Annotated in this window: 19 protein-coding genes and 2 tRNA genes; 14 read left to right on the top strand and 7 right to left on the bottom strand. The window is 66.6% G+C overall.

Translation table 11 applies throughout. The features are described from left to right. Positions 1-10: 10 nt before the first annotated feature. From wzt to NS6_RS23030, 3 genes are all read right to left on the bottom strand, one after another. Entirely contained in the window at positions 11-889 is an 879-nt protein-coding gene (wzt, locus tag NS6_RS23020) for a galactan export ABC transporter ATP-binding subunit Wzt/RfbE (protein ID WP_068045090.1), read from the bottom strand. Between the two features lie 13 nt (positions 890-902). Further along, a complete protein-coding gene (gene wzm / locus NS6_RS23025; RefSeq protein ID WP_068045289.1) occupies positions 903-1,757 on the bottom strand; it encodes a galactan export ABC transporter permease subunit Wzm/RfbD in 855 nt (284 codons plus the stop codon). Between the two features lie 204 nt (positions 1,758-1,961). Beyond that, on the bottom strand, positions 1,962-2,552 hold the full coding sequence (locus NS6_RS23030; protein ID WP_174552619.1) for a bacterial proteasome activator family protein: 591 nt from the start codon (positions 2,550-2,552) through the stop codon (positions 1,962-1,964). A gap of 170 nt (positions 2,553-2,722) precedes the next feature. Between NS6_RS23030 and NS6_RS23035 the strand changes: the two genes are divergently transcribed. Next, positions 2,723-3,925: a cysteine desulfurase-like protein gene (locus tag NS6_RS23035; RefSeq protein WP_068045092.1), complete on the top strand. Its 1,203-nt coding sequence runs from the start codon at positions 2,723-2,725 to the stop codon at positions 3,923-3,925. A gap of 17 nt (positions 3,926-3,942) precedes the next feature. Here NS6_RS23035 and NS6_RS23040 read toward each other — a convergent pair whose 3' ends face one another. Further along, positions 3,943-4,941: an NAD(P)H-quinone oxidoreductase gene (locus NS6_RS23040; protein WP_068045095.1), complete on the bottom strand. Its 999-nt coding sequence runs from the start codon at positions 4,939-4,941 to the stop codon at positions 3,943-3,945. A 182-nt stretch (positions 4,942-5,123) separates the two neighbouring features. Here NS6_RS23040 and NS6_RS23045 point away from each other — a divergent pair, with 182 nt between their 5' ends. The 7 genes from NS6_RS23045 to NS6_RS23075 all read left to right on the top strand — a co-directional run bounded on the left by NS6_RS23045 (position 5,124) and on the right by NS6_RS23075 (position 9,444). After that, entirely contained in the window at positions 5,124-6,299 is a 1,176-nt protein-coding gene (locus tag NS6_RS23045; protein WP_068045096.1) for an alpha-hydroxy-acid oxidizing protein, read from the top strand. Between the two features lie 79 nt (positions 6,300-6,378). After that, a tRNA-Ser gene (locus tag NS6_RS23050) sits at positions 6,379-6,466 on the top strand. A 164-nt stretch (positions 6,467-6,630) separates the two neighbouring features. Beyond that, a complete protein-coding gene (locus NS6_RS23055) occupies positions 6,631-6,957 on the top strand; it encodes a type VII secretion target (RefSeq protein ID WP_068045098.1) in 327 nt (108 codons plus the stop codon). Beyond that, a complete protein-coding gene (locus NS6_RS23060) occupies positions 6,957-7,688 on the top strand; it encodes a WXG100 family type VII secretion target (protein ID WP_068045100.1) in 732 nt (243 codons plus the stop codon). Before NS6_RS23055 ends, NS6_RS23060 begins: the two co-directional genes overlap by 1 nt. A 1-nt stretch (position 7,689) precedes the next feature. Next, entirely contained in the window at positions 7,690-8,187 is a 498-nt protein-coding gene (locus NS6_RS23065) for a hypothetical protein (protein ID WP_068045102.1), read from the top strand. Further along, entirely contained in the window at positions 8,184-8,777 is a 594-nt protein-coding gene (locus NS6_RS23070) for a hypothetical protein (RefSeq protein ID WP_157112899.1), read from the top strand. The genes NS6_RS23065 and NS6_RS23070 overlap by 4 nt, the downstream gene beginning before the upstream one ends. Positions 8,778-8,829: 52 nt before the next feature. Continuing rightward, positions 8,830-9,444: a putative glycolipid-binding domain-containing protein gene (locus tag NS6_RS23075; RefSeq protein WP_084471329.1), complete on the top strand. Its 615-nt coding sequence runs from the start codon at positions 8,830-8,832 to the stop codon at positions 9,442-9,444. Positions 9,445-9,513: 69 nt separating this feature from the next. Here the strand turns inward: NS6_RS23075 and NS6_RS23080 are convergent, their stop codons facing one another. Next, on the bottom strand, positions 9,514-10,482 hold the full coding sequence (locus NS6_RS23080; protein WP_245669471.1) for a prephenate dehydrogenase: 969 nt from the start codon (positions 10,480-10,482) through the stop codon (positions 9,514-9,516). A 58-nt stretch (positions 10,483-10,540) separates the two neighbouring features. On the opposite strand from NS6_RS23080, the gene NS6_RS23085 reads away from it, so the two are divergent. From NS6_RS23085 to NS6_RS23095, 3 genes are all read left to right on the top strand, one after another. Then, on the top strand, positions 10,541-11,080 hold the full coding sequence (locus tag NS6_RS23085) for a tRNA adenosine deaminase-associated protein (RefSeq protein WP_068045108.1): 540 nt from the start codon (positions 10,541-10,543) through the stop codon (positions 11,078-11,080). Positions 11,081-11,108: 28 nt separating this feature from the next. After that, on the top strand, positions 11,109-11,555 hold the full coding sequence (locus NS6_RS23090) for a nucleoside deaminase (RefSeq protein WP_068045297.1): 447 nt from the start codon (positions 11,109-11,111) through the stop codon (positions 11,553-11,555). Positions 11,556-11,611: 56 nt separating this feature from the next. Then, positions 11,612-11,702 (top strand) — tRNA-Ser (locus NS6_RS23095). 24 nt (positions 11,703-11,726) lie between these two features. On the opposite strand, the gene NS6_RS23100 is transcribed toward NS6_RS23095, so the two are convergent. Further along, a complete protein-coding gene (locus NS6_RS23100) occupies positions 11,727-12,539 on the bottom strand; it encodes a ferredoxin reductase (protein ID WP_068045110.1) in 813 nt (270 codons plus the stop codon). Between the two features lie 196 nt (positions 12,540-12,735). On the opposite strand from NS6_RS23100, the gene NS6_RS23105 reads away from it, so the two are divergent. From NS6_RS23105 to NS6_RS23115, 3 genes are all read left to right on the top strand, one after another. Further along, complete coding sequence (locus NS6_RS23105) at positions 12,736-13,341, top strand: TetR/AcrR family transcriptional regulator (RefSeq protein WP_068045112.1); 606 nt, start codon at positions 12,736-12,738, stop codon at positions 13,339-13,341. Between the two features lie 99 nt (positions 13,342-13,440). Beyond that, complete coding sequence (locus tag NS6_RS23110) at positions 13,441-14,262, top strand: SDR family oxidoreductase (RefSeq protein ID WP_068045115.1); 822 nt, start codon at positions 13,441-13,443, stop codon at positions 14,260-14,262. Positions 14,263-14,525: 263 nt separating this feature from the next. Then, entirely contained in the window at positions 14,526-15,884 is a 1,359-nt protein-coding gene (locus NS6_RS23115; RefSeq protein WP_068045117.1) for an MFS transporter, read from the top strand. 76 nt (positions 15,885-15,960) lie between these two features. Here NS6_RS23115 and NS6_RS23120 read toward each other — a convergent pair whose 3' ends face one another. Beyond that, positions 15,961-16,542, bottom strand: a complete 582-nt coding sequence (locus NS6_RS23120; RefSeq protein ID WP_068045119.1) for a TetR/AcrR family transcriptional regulator — start codon at positions 16,540-16,542, stop codon at positions 15,961-15,963. Positions 16,543-16,545 lie beyond the last annotated feature (3 nt).

Here is a 16,545-nt window from a genome sequence, read left to right on the forward strand (position 1 = left end):
CCTGACTCGCTCATACCTGATTTTTCTCCAGTTCTCGTTCGCCGTCTGCCTGCTGCGCGGCCTCACCGGCTCCGGCGGTGGAACCACCGGCCTTCTCGGCCTCCAGTTCCCGCAATACCGTCGCCACATGGTTACCCGCCTCGGGACCCTCGTAGGCGCGGACCACCTCTTCGATTCCGCCGTGCAGGCGGATCTGGCCGTGGTCGATCCACATCGCGGTATCGCAGAGCTGGGCGAGGAATTCGTTGGAGTGGCTGGCGAAAACCAGGAGGCCCGAGCGGGCGACCAGTTCCTGCAGCCGGATCCGGGCCTTCTTCATGAACTCCGCGTCGACCGCGCCGATACCCTCGTCCAACAGCAGGATCTCCGGATCGATGGAGGTCACCACTCCCATCGCCAGCCGGACCCGCATACCCGTCGAATAGGTACGCAGCGGCATGGACAGGTATTCGCCGAGTTCGGTGAAATCGGCGATCTCGTCGATCTTGGCCATCATCTGCTTACGGGTCTGGCCGAGGAACAGGCCGCGGATGATGATGTTCTCGTACCCGGAGATCTCCGGGTCCATCCCGACACCCAGATCGAACACCGGTGCCACCCGCCCGCGGATGCGCGCGCTGCCGCGCGAGGGTTCGTAGATACCGGACAGCAGTCGCAGCAGGGTGGATTTACCGGCGCCGTTGTGGCCGACCAAGCCCACCCGGTCGCCTTCCTTCAGCGACAGCGTGATGTCGCGCAGCGCCTCGACGACCACCACATCGGACTGGTTGCGGCCGATCGAACCGCCGGCCTTCCCCAGGAACGCCTTCTTCAACGACCGCGATTTCGCGTCGAAAATCGGGAATTCCACCCACGCGTCGCGGGTTTCGATACTCACCTGATCGGTCATGACCGGCTGACTCCTAAACCCAGTAGGGCACGCGCGAACGGTACTTCTTCAGGGCGATCGCGGCGGCGATCCAGCCCACCACGGTGATCGTGCCGACGATCGCCCAGTGGTACAGCTTCTGATCGTCGCCGAGCAGCGGCGCGCGCACGATCTCCAGGTAGTGGTAGGTGGGGACCACTTCGGCTATCCGCGCCCGTTCGGCGACCTCGCCCCCCTGGGATTCGAGGCTCTTGGTACTCCACATCACCGGGGTCAGCACGAAGAGCATCAGCGTCATACTGCCGAGAATGGGTGCGATATCGCGGTAGCGCGTGCTGAAGATGCCGAACAGCACCGAAACCCACATGGCGTTCAGGAACAACAGCACCAGCGCCGGTAGCGCGGCGATCGCGGTCCAGTGCAGATCGCGCCAGACCCCGAACAGTGCCAGGACCACGACGTAGATCAGCAGGTTGTGGGCGAAGAACAGCATCTGCCGCCACACCAGCCGGAATACGTGCACGCTCAGCGCCGAAGGCAACTGTTTGATCAGGCCCTCGTTGGCGATGAACACATCCGCGCCCTCGAGGATCGAGGCGTTGATGACATTCCACACGATCAGGCCCACCGCGACGTACGGCAGGTACTCCTGCAGCGGCTGACCGAGCAGCGCCGCGTACAGGATGCCGATGGCGGTGGCCTGTACGGCGGTCGCGATCGTGATCCAGAACGGGCCGATCACCGAACGCCGATAGCGCTGCTTGATGTCCTGCCAGCCGAGAGAGAGCCATAGTTCGCGCTGTCCGAAGCCATCGCGGATATCGCGCCAGGTGCGGGCCCAGGACTGTGAATCGGGCTCGATCGGGGCCGGGGCCCCCACTTGGGCGATATCGGTATCGGCTACCGGGGTCTGCTCGGAACTCACGGGCTTCTCATCTGCGGCGGGAGTATGGTCGGCGCGCACCGAGCTCTCGTCGGTGCTCGCCGGATCTTCAGGGGTTACCAGGTCGGGGCGAGCGGAAGCTGCAGGCACGGTGCACGACACTACCCCGGCAACACGATCCGGTAACGCCTGGCATATACACCACCGCGTTCAGAGGTATTGCCCGGTGCCCCCGATGGAGTGGCCCTGCTGACCGCTGCGGCCCTCACCGGCGTGGATGCCCGGTGGCAGGGCGCCCTGGCGCATCTGTTCGAGCTGTGCGCGCGCGGCCATCTGCTGGGCGAACAACGCCGTCTGGATGCCGTGGAACAAACCTTCGAGCCAGCCCACCAGCTGCGCCTGCGCGATCCGCAGTTCCGCATCCGAGGGGACAGCGTCTTCGCTGAACGGCAGCGCCAGCCGCTCCAGTTCCTCGCGCAGCTCCGGGGCCAGGCCCTGCTCCAGCTCCCGGATCGAGGATTTGTGGATTCCGGCCAGGCGAGTGCGGCTGGCGTCGTCGAGCGGGGCCGCCCGCACTTCTTCCAGCAGCTGCTTGATCATGGTGCCGATCCGCATCACCTTGGCCGGCTGCTCGACCATACCGGCGAGCGTTTCGGTGCGTTCGTCCTCGGCTTCGTCACCCGTGGAGTTCTCCCCGCCGGAATACGACGCGTTCGATACGGCACCCGGCGGCAACACCAGCGGGCGGCCTTCGGGGCCGATCACGACAACGGGATCCGATGCGTCATCCGAATGCGTCATGCTCTCCATCATGTCGTGTTCACGGCGAACACGCTAAAGCCGGTGGTCGTAGTGCGGGTCGTGCCGGCGGCGCCACCCACAGCAACTCGGCCCTGCTGCCCGCGGCAAGTCCCCGCGCTGGGCCGGGCCAGGGTTACCGAGTCGAGGCCGCTGCCCTTAAAGTGGCCTGCATGACTTACGACGTCGCGCGGGTCAGGGGACTGATCCCCGCCCTGGCCGACGGCTGGATCAACTTGGCTCCGCAGGCGGGCATGCTTGTTCCGGATTCTGTCTCCCGCGCGGTGTCGATCGGGTTCCGCTCGTCGTCTTTCACCCATATCGGCCGCCACGGTGCCGCCAAGCGCAGCGCCGATATCCTGCACGAGGCCCGGGTGGCCGTCGCAGATCTCGTCGGCGCCGACCCCAGCGGAGTTGTGCTGGGGCCCGACCGCGCGGTCCTGCTGTCCTGGCTGTCCGAATCACTGAGTTCCCGGCTGGGCCTGGGGACCGGCATCGTGCTGTCGCGCCTGGACGATGAGGCGAATGTCGCGCCATGGCTGCGTATCGCCAACCGGTACGGCGCACACGTGCGCTGGGCCGAAGTGGAGATCGAGACCTGTGAAATGCCGGCCTGGCAGTTCGAGGAACTCATCGGACCCACTGCACGGCTGGTCGCGTTGACGGCGGCTTCTCCGATCGTAGGGTCGGCGCCGTCGGTGCGGGTCGCCGCGGAACGGGTACACGAGGTCGGCGGGCTACTGGTCGCCGATGCAGTGGGTGCGGCGCCATACGCGCTGATCGGTATCGACGACCTGAACGCCGATGTGGTCGCGCTGAGCGGTCCGAGCTGGGGTGGGCCGCAGGTCGGGGCGCTGGTCTTCCGGGATCCGGCGTTCCTGGACCGGATCCCGTCCATGGCGTTGAATCCGTACGCGAAGGGTCCCGAACGGCTGGAGGTGGGCGGCCACCAGTACGCGTTGCTGGCCGGGCTCACCACCTCGATCGACTACCTCGCCGGTCTCGACGAAGGCGCCGAGGGGACCCGGCGGGAACGGCTCGAGATTTCGGTGACCTCTCTGCAGGACTACCACGATCAGCTGTTCGACCATTTGATGAGCACCCTGGACAAGATCAGTGGCCTCACCGTGATCGGCCGGGCGTCCACCCGGATCCCGACGGTCAGCTTCACCATCGACGGTATGCAGGCGGAGAAGATCGCGGCCGAACTGGCCGATAAACGGATCGCCGTGCTCGCCGGCGCGCACGGCGGCAGCCGGCTGCTGGACGCACTGGGTGTCAACGACGAAGGCGGCGCGGTGACGATCGGTCTCGCGCCGTACACCACCCGGCGCGAGATCGACCTGTTCGGCCGGGCGCTCACGTCCCTCGGCTGAGGTCCGCGGCGCCCCGATCAGCCACCCACCCGCAGAATCACCTTGCCGAATGTCTCGTGATCGTCGAGCATTTCGTGCGCGCGGCCCGCTTCGGCCACCGGCACCTCGGCGTGGATCACCGGGACGATCTCACCCTTCTCCAGCAGCGGCCAGACGTGGGCGCGCACCTCGGCGATGATGTCGGCCTTGCTGCCGCGGCCGGTGGCCGGGCGGTCGCGCAGTTTGATCGCGCGGACGGTACCCCGTTTGGCCATCAGCGCACCCAGGTTCAGGTCGGCGTTGACCCCACCCTGCATCCCGATGACCACCACCTGGCCGTCCAGCGCCAGCGCCTCGACATTGCGACCCAGATACGCGGCGCCCATATTGTCGAGGATGATGTCGGCGCCCGGCCCGCCCAGACCGTGCTCGGCGCGGATGAGTTGCACGAAATCGTGTTCGCGATAGTTGATCAGCACGCTCGCCCCGAGTTCCGCGCAGCGTTCGAGTTTGGCCGCCGAGCCCGCCGTCACCGCGACCCGGGCACCCCGCCGCACCGCCACCTGGATGGCGTGCGTGCCGATACCGCTACCACCGCCGTGCACGAGCAGCAGTTGCCCCGAGTGCAGACCGGCGGTCATCACCAGATTCGACCACACCGTCGCGGCGACCTCGGGCAGTCCGGCCGCCGCCGCCAGATCCAGTCCGTCCGGTACCGGCAGCACCTGGCCGGCGGGCACCACGACCTTCTCGGCGTAACCGCCGCCGGAGAGCAGCGCACACACCCGGTCGCCCACCGACCACTCGCGAACACCCTCGCCGACCTGCGCGATCACTCCGGAACACTCCAGCCCGGGAACCGGTGTCGCCCCGGCCGGCGGCGCGTAGAAGCCGCGGCGCTGCAGCAGGTCGGCCCGGTTCACCCCGGCCGCCGCCACCTCGATCAGCACCTCACCGTGCCCGGGTACCGGATCGGGTGCCGCCGACCACTCCATCACCTCGGGTCCACCGAAACCGTTCAAATTGATCGCGCGCATCGCCCCATAGTGCAACAGGCGCTCACCGGACAGGTGACTGCGCACCGTCGGCGAGCGAGCCGCCGCGGTGGTACGGGGGTGTGACCACACAGGGCGAGATCGTGACGGCGGCGCCGGCGTGACAGCAATGTCCTCGCTCATATGCGCCCTGGATACGCCCCGCAGGGCTAGCGTGTGCGTCCGTGAGCAGCTTCATCGACTTCCAGAACGAGATCTACCTCCAGGGAATGGGCGGAGCGGTGCCCGAACTGCCGATGACGGCGGACGGGTTCGAGGACCGGGCCCGGGAGTTGCTCGATGCGCGCGCCTTCGCCTATGTGGCCGGCAGCGCTTCCAGCGAACGCACCGCCGCCGCGAATCTGGCTGCGTTCGAACGGTTCCGGCTGGTGCCGCGCATGCTGCGCGGTACCAGCGGCCCCGGCACGCGGGATACCGTCGTGGAGGTCCTGGGCACGAAACTCGCCGCGCCGGTGCTCACGGCGCCGGTCGGGGTGCTGGGGTTGCTGCACGAAAAGGGCGAGGTCGTGGTGGCGGGGGTCGCGAAGGAACTCGGGGTGGGCAGCGTACTGTCCACGGCTTCCTCCTCGACCATCGAGGAAGTCGGCGAAGTGGCGGAGGACTGGTGGTACCAGCTGTACTGGCCGGCCGACGACGAGCTGGCCCGGTCGTTCGTCCAACGGGCCGAGCGGGCCGGCGCGCGGGCGATCGTGGTCACCGTGGACACGCCCTCGCTCGGGTGGCGCCCCCGCGACCTGGAGCTCGCTCATCTGCCGTTCCTGCTGGGGAAAGGTATTGCGAACTACCTATCCGATCCGGTGTTCCGCGCCAAGCTGCCCGCCCCGCCCGAGGAGAGCGAGGACGCCATGCGGATGGCGATCCTCACCTGGGTGGGCCTGTTCGGCAACCACACCCTGCGCCCGGCCGATCTGGCCAAACTGCGCGGCTGGACCGATCTGCCGATCGCGGTGAAGGGCGTCCTGCACCCCGACGACGCCCGCTCGGTCGTGGACGCCGGTGCCGACGGGGTCCTGGTGAGCAACCACGGTGGCCGCCAGATCGATAACTCGATCGCCGCCCTCGATGCGCTGGGCCCGATCGTCGCGGCCGTCGGCGACCGTGCCGATGTGCTCTTCGACTCGGGTATCCGCACCGGCTCCGATATCGTGACCGCGCTCGCCCTCGGTGCGAAAGCCGTCTGCTACGGCCGCCCCTGGGCCTACGCCCTCGGTATCGCCGGGGCGCCCGGGGTGCGGCACGCACTGCGGTTGCTGCTCGCCGATTTCGATTCCACCATGGGCCTGTCCGGCTGCGCCGACCTCGCCGGAATCACCCGGGATCTGCTCGCCGTCCCCCGCTGAACCCGGGAATCGGCTACCCGGGGGGAGTGCCCGCCGGATTTCGGTTGTGGCCGGGTGTATCGGTTAACATCGAGGCTCTGGAGACGTGGCAGAGCGGCCGAATGCACTCGCCTTGAAAGCGAGAGTCGTGAGAGCGACCGGGGGTTCAAATCCCTCCGTCTCCGCCAGAAGTTCTCGGTCGAGCCGGTCGTTGCGGGGGATCGCTCGGCGCACGTGGCCGGGAGCAGGGTGTTCGAGTGCGGCGAACGGCTGCTTGCCCTCGGTACCGGGCTGTGTCATGGTTTCGCGATGCAGAGTGCGGTGTGGGAGTGCCGCCGAAGGGAGGGGTCCGATGGCCGAAGAGCTCGAGGTCGATCCTGATGAGGTCGACAAATTCGCGGCGAACGTGAAGAAATTGGCGGACGAGAACGCGAACGCCATCGCATACATCGACAAATGGTTACGGGTGGACAACACCGTGTGGGGGGACGGTGGACTGATCCGCGTCGGGCTCGGCGCCATAAGCGAGGCGTACGACAAGCTCAAACCGAACTACGAGACGCTGGGCAATCTATCCGAAGCCGCGGCGACCGAATTAACGGCCGTGGCCCAGATGTATCGGACCACGGACAAAACGAACGCCACTGCCTTGGACCGCACCTATCCGGGGGGCAAATAATGGCCGTGCCACCTGTCGAGAAGCTGGCCGAGCCCGCCCTCGAAGATCCGATGAACGACAAGTTCGAATTCCTGGTGACCGCCAACGAGATCTCACCGGCTTACTGGGCGTGCACTTGGAGCAAGAACGTGCTCGGTGTGGATCCGGTGGAGTGGTTCGCGCAGAAGATCGCCGGCGACTGGGAGGCCCTGCAGAAAGCGGGCAAGGCCGTCGAGAATCTGGCCGGCTACAGTTCGAGCTTCTCGGCCGAGATCGAGAACGCGGCAAAGGCCGTGGATACCACCTGGGACGGCAACGCGGCGACCAGCGCTCAGACCTATTTCGCGGAGCTGTCCACCTCGGTCGCGGCGCAGGTCGATTCGCTGAACACAATCGCCGACGAGATAAAGAACTTCGCGAACGCGGCATATTACGGCGCGAAGACGATCGGCGATTCGGTACAGACCCTGTTGGACCTGGCGGCCGTTGCCATCATCGAATGGGTCGCGGTGAAGGTTTCCGCGGCGACGGGTGTCGGCGCCGTCGCGACAGCGGCGCTGATCGCGGCCGCCACGTTGAGCACCCTCAAGGTCATCGAGGAGTTCGGGCTGATCGTCGCGGCGTTCTCATCGATCTACATCGGCCTGGAAGGGATCGCGGGGCTCGTCTACGCGGGTGCGGGTGCCATCCAGGGCGGCGATCTGACCGCCCTGCCGCAGAAGTCCTACGACCACCCCGGAGCCGGAGCCTGATATGAGTGCACCCGAGCCGATACATGATCTCGCACGGGGCGATGTCGCAGTATCGCGTCAACTCTCCAAGGCTCTCCAGGTCATCATGGCCGGGACAGCGGATAAACAGCTGAGGAATCAGATCCGCGCCATCCTGGACGGCCGGGGAAGCGCCCGCGAATTGATGCACAGCGATGCGTTCAACATCGTCCTGGATCGGACCATGCCCGCAGCGATGGAGCAGTTCGCGGATATGCCCGAGAACGAACGGCAGCGGCTCGCCGCGCAGGGGCAAGCCCAACTGGACCAGCTCCGCAACCTGCCGCCCGAGTGGTCCACACCGCCCCGGCCGGCCGAACCGCCACCGCAACCACCGGTCGAACAGCAACCGGTGCCTCCCGTCGTGGCAGCATCCCCGGCGCGCCGCAAGTCCTACAAGGACCAGGTAGTTACGCCCGATGAACCGGACGAGGACGATCTCTACTTCAGCGACCGCCGGAAGAACGGGTGGCTGCGGTGACCGGACGACCGAGGATGCTGTTCGACACCGAGGTCGACCCGGACCGGGCGCCCGCTTTTTCGAACGCGCCGCTGGAGTTGAAACTGATCGAGGCGCTGCCCGATATTTGCAGCGAACACGGTCTGCCGGCCGTGGAAAGACGGCCTTTCGTTGTGAACTCCCAGGGGCTGCCGGGATCGGAGATGCCGAGTATCGGGGTGTTCTTTCGATCCATCAAGCCGGCCTGGCGGCCGCGGCAGAACTGCGGCATCCAGGCGCGTCTGCGATTCGAATGCCCGGCCTGCGAGTACTGCTTATCCGAGGTCGGGAAGTTTCGGCGCATTGCTTTGTCGGCTTTGTCGGCGATTGTCGCGACGGTCGTGGCGATCGTGGTCGCGGTCGTTTCCGGTGTGGAGCAGCTCGCTGTACCGCTGGCCTTGGCGGTGGTACCGGGATGCCTTCCCATCGCGGCGGTTGTCGGCATCGTTGCCTGGACGCGGTCCGATTACTTCGCGGACGTCTGGTTGACCGATACCACCGAGCAACTGATTGTGTCGGCCCACCCGGATTTCGTCACGGTCGTGGATCAGCGTCGAGCGGGCTCGCACTGATCGACCCCTGCGGTAGCACTGCGTAGGCCGGCCTGTTGCGTACGGTGGACATGTGACAGAAACGAGCGACGAAACCCCTGGTCCGGGCGCCGTGCCGGAGCGGGTGCAGTGGCCCGCTGTGCTCACCTGGCGCTCCCACGACTACTCGCGGATGGAATCGGTTCGCGTCACCCTCAACGGCAACCGGATCCGGGCCAGCGGCCGCATCATCGGCGGGGGTTGTGGGGAGCATCCCCCGTTCAGCGCCTCCTACGACCTGGTCACGGATGAGAACGGGGCAACCAGGCGGTTGTCGCTGAGCAGCACTACCGCGGCCGGCGAACGGCATGCGTCGATCGCGCGCGACGAGGAGAACTACTGGCTCATCGAAACCACCGGCGCCCATGTCCGCTCGACGTTCGGTGGGGCGCTGGACGCCGATGTGGTGCTGAGCCCGTTCTTCAACACGCTGCCGATCCGGCGTTTCGGTCTGCAGCATGCGATGGAGGACGTCCAGGTTCCGGTGGTCTACGTAGGCCTCCCGGATCTGACTGTGCAGGAAGCCGATCTCACCTACAGCAGCGCGGGCGACGGGATCAGTGTGCTCTCGCCGGTGTCCAGTGCGACGCTCACCGTCGACCCGGACGGTTTCGTACTCGACTATCCGGGCCTGGCCGAACGGATCTGACAGCTCGGCCCCGGCACGGCAGGGTGTCGAGGCATCGATTGCCGGGCCCCGCCGAACAGATATGGCCGGTCAGTTCGGCTCCGCTCTGATGTCGAGGCGGGTGATCACGCCGCCCGACCGGCCGGCGTCCTGCAGTTCTTCCAGCCAGCCCGGCGCACCCGGTGCGATATCGGTGATCTCCCAGCGTTGCGCGGATTCGTAACGCTGCCGCGCCGTGTGCCCGGCAGCGGTGAGTTCGTCGAGCGAGGTGTGCACGCTCAGCGATTCCCGGGCCTCGGCGAGGGCGGCGAGTGTTTCGTCCAGGACCGCGAGCAGCGCGTCGGAGTTCGGTTCGCAGATCGCGCGCACCAGACCGGGCGCAGTTGCCGCGACCCGGGTGCCGTCGCGGAAGGAACCCGCCGCAAGCCCCAGCGCCAGGTCGCCACCGCGTGCCCCGGCCACCGCCAGCGCCTCGGCAAGCACATGCGGCAGATGCGAGACCCGGGCGACGGCACGGTCGTGCTCCGAGGCGATCACCGGGACCACCACAGACCCGCAGTCCAGCGCCAGCCGCGTGACCCGTGTCCAGGCGTGCGGGTCGGTTCCCGGATCCACCCCCACCGCCCAGGCCGCATCCTGGAACAAGCCGGGATCGGTGGCTTGCCAACCGGATTCGGCTGTCCCGGCCATCGGATGCCCGCCCACATAGCGTTCGTGCAGGCCGTAACGCCGCACCGCGGCCGCAACCGGGGCTTTCACACTCACCACATCGGTCAGCGCGCACTGCGGCGCGTACCGGTCGATCGCGTCCAGCAACGGATCGACCGCCGGCATCGGCACGGCCACCACGATCAGGGCATCGGTCTCGGCGGCGCGGCCCAGCACTGCCGGGAGGTCACCGGAAACATCGAAACCTGCTTCCTGGGCGGCCGCCACGCCCGGCGCCGACCGATTGTATCCCCAGCCGGTGTAGCCCGCCGCGGTCGCCGCACGCAGCAGCGATCCGCCGATCAAACCCGTCCCGAGAACACAGAGCGCCGTATGGTTGTCAGCCGTCACCGAAACAGATTCGCATACGAGTTCATCTAACGGGCTCCAGCCGACTACCGTTGCGCCCATGGCAGCACAGCGCTCGGGCACGAACCGTTCGACGTCGGACGATGATTACGACGTCGAGGGGTTCGCGGTGGCCGTTGTCCGGGAAGACGGTACATGGAAATGCAGTCCGCTGACCACGGCCGCGCTCACCACACTGTCCGCCGCGGAGAACGAGCTGAAAGCACTCCGCTCCTCTGGTGCGGTTTTCGGACTCCTGGATGTCGACGACGAATTCTTCATCGTGGTCCGGCCCGCCCCCAGCGGCACTCGGTTGCTGGTGTCGGACGCGACCGCGGCGATCGACTACGACATCGCGGCAGATGTTCTGGAGGAATTGAATATCGAGATCCCCGATATCGACCCCGACGATCTGGACGATACGGAGCCGTGGGAGGAAGGTGACCTCGGTGTTCTGGCCGATCTGGGTCTCCCCGAACCGGTATTCAGTGTGATCCTCGCCGAAACCGACCTCTACCCGGACGAGCAGCTCGCGATGATCGCCGAACGGCTCGGGTTCGCCTCGGAGTTCTCCGCGGTGCTCGACAAACTGCCACGCTGAAGTGAGTGGCCGGCTCTCCGATACCGAGATGGTGCGGGCGGCGCTGGCCGCCGCCGGCACCGCCGATCCGCGTGACGTACCGGTCGGTGCGGTGGTGTTCGACAGCCGGGGCAGTGAGCTGGCCCGCGCCGTCAACGCGCGCGAAGCCACCGGCGACCCCACCGCGCACGCCGAGGTAGTGGCGCTGCGGCGGGCCGCCGCCGTCCACGGCGACGGCTGGCGGCTCACCGGAACCACCCTGGCGGTAACGCTCGAACCGTGCACGATGTGCGCCGGAGCCCTGGTCGCGGCGCGGGTGGATCGGCTGCTGTTCGGTGCGTGGGAGCCCAAGACGGGTGCGGTGGGGTCGCTGTGGGACGTGGTCCGCGACCGCCGCCTCAATCACCGCCCCCAGGTTCGCGGAGGAATCCTGGAGGAGGATTGCGCGGCGATCCTCGACTCGTTCTTCCGTTCTCAGCGTCGACCCGGTTCATAAGCGCAGTTCGAGGCCCGATTTAGAGGATCGGTGACCGGTCCGGTATCGTCACCTGCGGTGGCGTGTCCGAGCGGCCTAAGGAGCACGCCTCGAAAGCGTGTGAGGGGTAACCCCCCTCCGAGGGTTCAAATCCCTCCGCCACCGCCACAACCTCTGATCCGGGAAACCGGATCAGAGGTTTTTTCGTGCTTCCGTGAGGTTCGCCGCTACCGGTCGGTGGGTCCGTCGTGTTTGATGGCGTTCCAGATGTAGGGAACATGTGGGGTTCACCCGGGGCAGAGCGCGGGCTGCGGCTTCCTGCATGGGTGGGGGTCCGCAGACGTAGACGGCGGCGCCCGGGTTCGCGCGGGCGAGTAGTTCGGCCATATCCGGACTGCCGAATCGGTCGTCGGGCCGGATCTCGGCGTCGGGCACCTGGTCTCGGAACGGCATGGAGTCGGCGGAGCGGCCGGTATAGATCAGTGTGCCGCGTGGTCCTGCCGCCCGCGCCATGGGCAGCAGCGCGGTGATACCCATACCGCCGGCGACGAAGAGGTAGTTGTCGGCATCGACGAACGGGTAGGTGTGGCGGGGGCCGTGGACGCGGAGAATATCGCCGCTGCGCAGGTTTTCGTGGATTTCGATCGATCCGCCGTTGCCGTGCGGCATGAGCCGTACGGCGATCCGGTAGGCGGATCGGTCGAGCGGATTGCCACACAGCGAGTACTGCCGCTGCCGGCCGGAGGGGAGGAAAACATCGAGGTGGGCGCCGGGAAGCCAGGCCGGTAAGGGATCTCCCTCGGGGTCGACCAGGACCACGGCAACGACATCGGCCGCTTCCCGCTGAATGGCGGCGACGACGAGCCGCCGGTTGAAACCGCTGTGCCAGAGCATTTTCGACCGCGGCAGCATCGGCGCCGGCCGATGCGTCACGAATATCGAGCGGCAGGCGTCCATTGCCGCGCCGATCATCTGTAGGCCGCGAGCCGGTGTCTGGGTGCCCATCAGTTGTGCCCCATCGGCCGGGCCGGAAGACGCACCAGGGTGAAACAAGCGGCTGCTTGGGTGGTCTGCACCATTCGGCGAATGTACACGGCAACAGAATTAATGGCAATGTTGCAATATTGCGAGTGCAGGATATGCGTTTTGCGTCCTGGCCGATAGGTGTTTGCGCCGAGGGCGCTCTTGCTAGCGTTATCTCATGTCCGCCGCGTACACATCGTCCCCTGGGCTGCAGGATGGTATCGAAGCCCGCATTCTGGACGCGGCGTTGATCAGATTCGGCGAGTTCGGCGTCAAGAAGACCACCATCGAAGACATCGCCCGCCAGGCCGGCGTCGACCGCGTCACGATCTACCGTCGCGTGGGCTCACGTGACGATGTGGTCCAGGCCGTGGTCAGCCGCGAGGTGGCCGCGGTACTCACGGAGGTCGATGCGATATCCACTCGCCACGAAAGCCTCGAGGATATGGTCGCCGATATCTTCGTCACCATCCTCACCCGGTGGCGTGAACACGTTCTCGTCCGGCGCATGCTCGACGTGGAACCGGAGCGAATCCTGGAAAAACTCACCATCGAGGGCGGTCCGGTATTCGCGATGTCGGTCGCCGCCGCCCACACCGCCCTGTGCCGCGCCGCGGACTCCGGCCTCCTCACCGAACCGGCCGACCTGCTCACCCGCGCGGAACTGGTGTGCCGGGTGGTGCATTCGTTCATCCTCTGCCCGTCCGGCCTGGTGCCGCTGGAGTCCGACGAGCAACTCGGCGAATTCGCCCGCACCTACGTGGTCCCGATGGTCACCGGCTGACAGCGCCGCAAATCGGCGGTGGTGTGGATTCGGCGGTCTCGGCGACAACCGCGCCCTACAGTACGGATTGTCTTGTAGCAGCCCTGGAGGTAACTCGGTATGAGCACGGATGTCAGCGTCGTCGTAGGTGTCGGGGGAATGGGCCGTGCGATCGCCGCCCGGATCGGTAGCGGCCGGCACCTGGTGCTGGCCGATTTCGACGAACGCCTGCTGGCCGGGGCGGCCGAGCAGTTCACCGAGCAGGGCTTCGAGGTGAGCACCCATCGGGTCGACGCCGGAGACCCGGCGTCCGTGGCCGAACTCGCGTCCGCGGCCGCCGCCGCCGGGCCGATCCGGCATCTTGTACACACCGCGGGGGTGTCGCCGGTGAAAGCCTCCACCGAGGCGATCGTCCGGGTCGATCTGTGCGGGGTCGCCTATGTGCTGGACGAGTTCGCGCCGCTGATGGCCCGCGGTGGCGCCGGTGTGGTGATCGCCAGTATGGCCGGCCATCTGGCGCAGCTCACCGCCGAACAAGAAGCCGAGCTTGCCGTCACTCCGGCGACCGCGCTGGCCGGCCTTTCCTTCCTGCACCCGGAACCTGCACTGCCTCCGATGCTTGCCTACCCTGTTGCCAAGCGCGGAGCCATCATTCGTGTGCAGGCGGCGGCCGGCGCGTGGGGTCGCGCCGGTGCCCGGGTGAATTCGATCAGCCCGGGCGTGATCTCCACCGCGCAGGGCCGGGATGAACTTGCCGGGGAGTCCGGGGCGCGGATGCGGCAGATGATCGAACAATCCGCGACCGGGCGTATCGGTACCGCGGAAGATATCGCGGCGGCAGCCACGTACCTGCTGGACCCCGCCGCCGGCTTCGTCACCGGCACTGATCTGCTGGTCGACGGCGGAGTTGTCGCAACCATGCGCGCGGCGATGCGCAACTGACCGCCGAGGGGGTTGCCCGTACAGCCCGAGGATGAACAGCGTCCGCTCGTGTCGTAGGTGGCGGGGACCCGAGCGCGGCGATCATCCGATCCAGGGCGTGGGCAGAACCGCTGCCGGGGCACAGTAGGCAGCCGCGGCGGTGCGGTCCGTTGCGCAGCCGGAAATCCCGCAGTCGGCTCCGAATCCCGCTTCCTACCTGCACACTGAGCATGCAGCGGCGCGGGCAGCACGCCGGCGCGCACTGCTGAACGGAGGAAGCACCAATGTCCGAAACCACTACCGCGGACCCGGGCGTACCCGGCGAACCGGCGTCTTCGCGCGCGGAGACCCGCCGCGCCGTCTGGAATACGTTGCGCGGCTCGTCCGGCAATCTCGTCGAGTGGTACGACGTCTACGTCTACACGGTGTTCGCCTCGTACTTCGAAAGCCACTTCTTCGATTCGGGCGACAAGAATTCCACCGTCTACGTGTACGCGATCTTTGCCGTCACCTTCCTCATGCGCCCGGTGGGGTCGTGGTTCTTCGGCCGCTACGCCGATCGGTACGGCCGGCGCGCGGCGCTCACCTTCAGCGTTTCGCTCATGGCGGCGTGCTCACTGGTGATCGCGCTGGTGCCGGGCCGGGAGGTGATCGGCGTGGGCGCCGCGGCGATCCTGATCCTGTGCAGACTTGTGCAAGGATTCGCGACCGGTGGCGAGTACGGCACCTCGGCGACCTACATGTCCGAGGCCGCCACCCGGGAACGCCGTGGTTTCTTCTCGTCCTTCCAGTACGTCACCCTCGTCGGTGGTCATGTGCTCGCCCAGCTCACCCTGCTGGTGCTGCAATTGTTCCTGGACAAGCAGGAAATCTCCGATTACGGCTGGCGTATCGCGTTCTTCATCGGCGGTATCGCCGCGGTGGTCGTGTTCTGGCTGCGCCGCAGTATGGACGAATCGCTCAGTACCGAGCAGCTCGAAGCTGTCCAGCGGGGTGAAGATTCCGAATCGGGATCGCTGCGGGAACTGGTCGGCAACCATTGGCGGCCGCTGGTGCTGTGCTTCCTGGTGACCATGGGTGGCACCCTCGCCTTCTACGTCTACAGCGTGAACGCCCCCGCCATGATCAAGACCGCCTTCGGGGACCGGGGTATGACGGCCACGTGGATCAACCTGACGGGATTGATCTTCCTCATGCTCTTGCAGCCGGTCGGCGGGATGATCAGCGATAAGGTCGGCCGCAAACCCGTACTGGTGTTCTTCGGTGTCGGCGGTGTCGCCTACACCTGGTTCCTGATCAGTTATCTGCAGGACGCGACATCGGTCGCGGCGACCCTGCTGGTGACCGGGATCGGCTACATCATCCTGACCGGTTACACCTCCATCAACGCCATCGTCAAAGCCGAACTGTTCCCGTCACATATCCGTGCCCTGGGGGTGGGTGTCGGGTACGCGCTGGCGAATTCGGCGTTCGGCGGTACCGCGCCGGTGATCTACCAGGCCGCGAAGAACGGGGGCCACGTGACCTTGTTCATCGTGTACGTGACCGTAGTCGTCTTCGCGTCGCTGCTCGTGTACGTCTTCGCCTTGAAGAACAAGAGCGAAACGGCACTCGACCGGGAGCAGGGCAGCGCCTTCCGGTAGCTCCCTGCGGGCGCTGCGCCACCGAAACCGCCACCCGGGCCGGATAATATGGGGCCCGGGTGGCGGTTCTGCTGTGTCAGAGAGGCATACCGTTCTCCAGGAACTCCAGCGCCTCGTTGACGATGACATAGATGTCCTCGTCGTTGTCCACTGCACGCAGATAGGCCATCACCGCCACACCCGCGACGGCGCCGGTCCAGTACCGGACCAGTGGATCATCGGGCTGCCGGCCCACACGTCGAGCGAAAGCTTCGATGAACGGCGGCATATCCGTCTCGATCTTCGTGACCACGGCCGCGCGGAGCTCCGGCACGGTGGCGATGAGTTTCATCCGGGTGGTTTCCAGCGCAGCCATATCGACGTCCGTGCTGTTCAAGACGCCGAGAATGGCGTTACGTGCTGCCTGCAACGGCGAGACACCGGCGGGCTCTGCGAGAAACTTCTCGAGGAATATGGGGTCCACGCGGTCGAACAGCACCGTATCCGGTTTGGCGGGGAAGTAGCGGAACAGCGTGCTCGGCGAGACCTCCGCTGCTGCCGCCACCTCCTCCAGTGTGGTGTTTGCGTACCCCTGCTCCTGGTAGAGGCGCAGTGCGTGATCCTGGATAGCTTCGCGCGTGCGCTTCTTCTTCAGTTCCCGCAGGCCACCGGTACTCATAGG

Source organism: Nocardia speluncae NBRC 108251, assembly GCF_001613245.1.
Lineage (GTDB): Bacteria > Actinomycetota > Actinomycetes > Mycobacteriales > Mycobacteriaceae > Nocardia > Nocardia speluncae.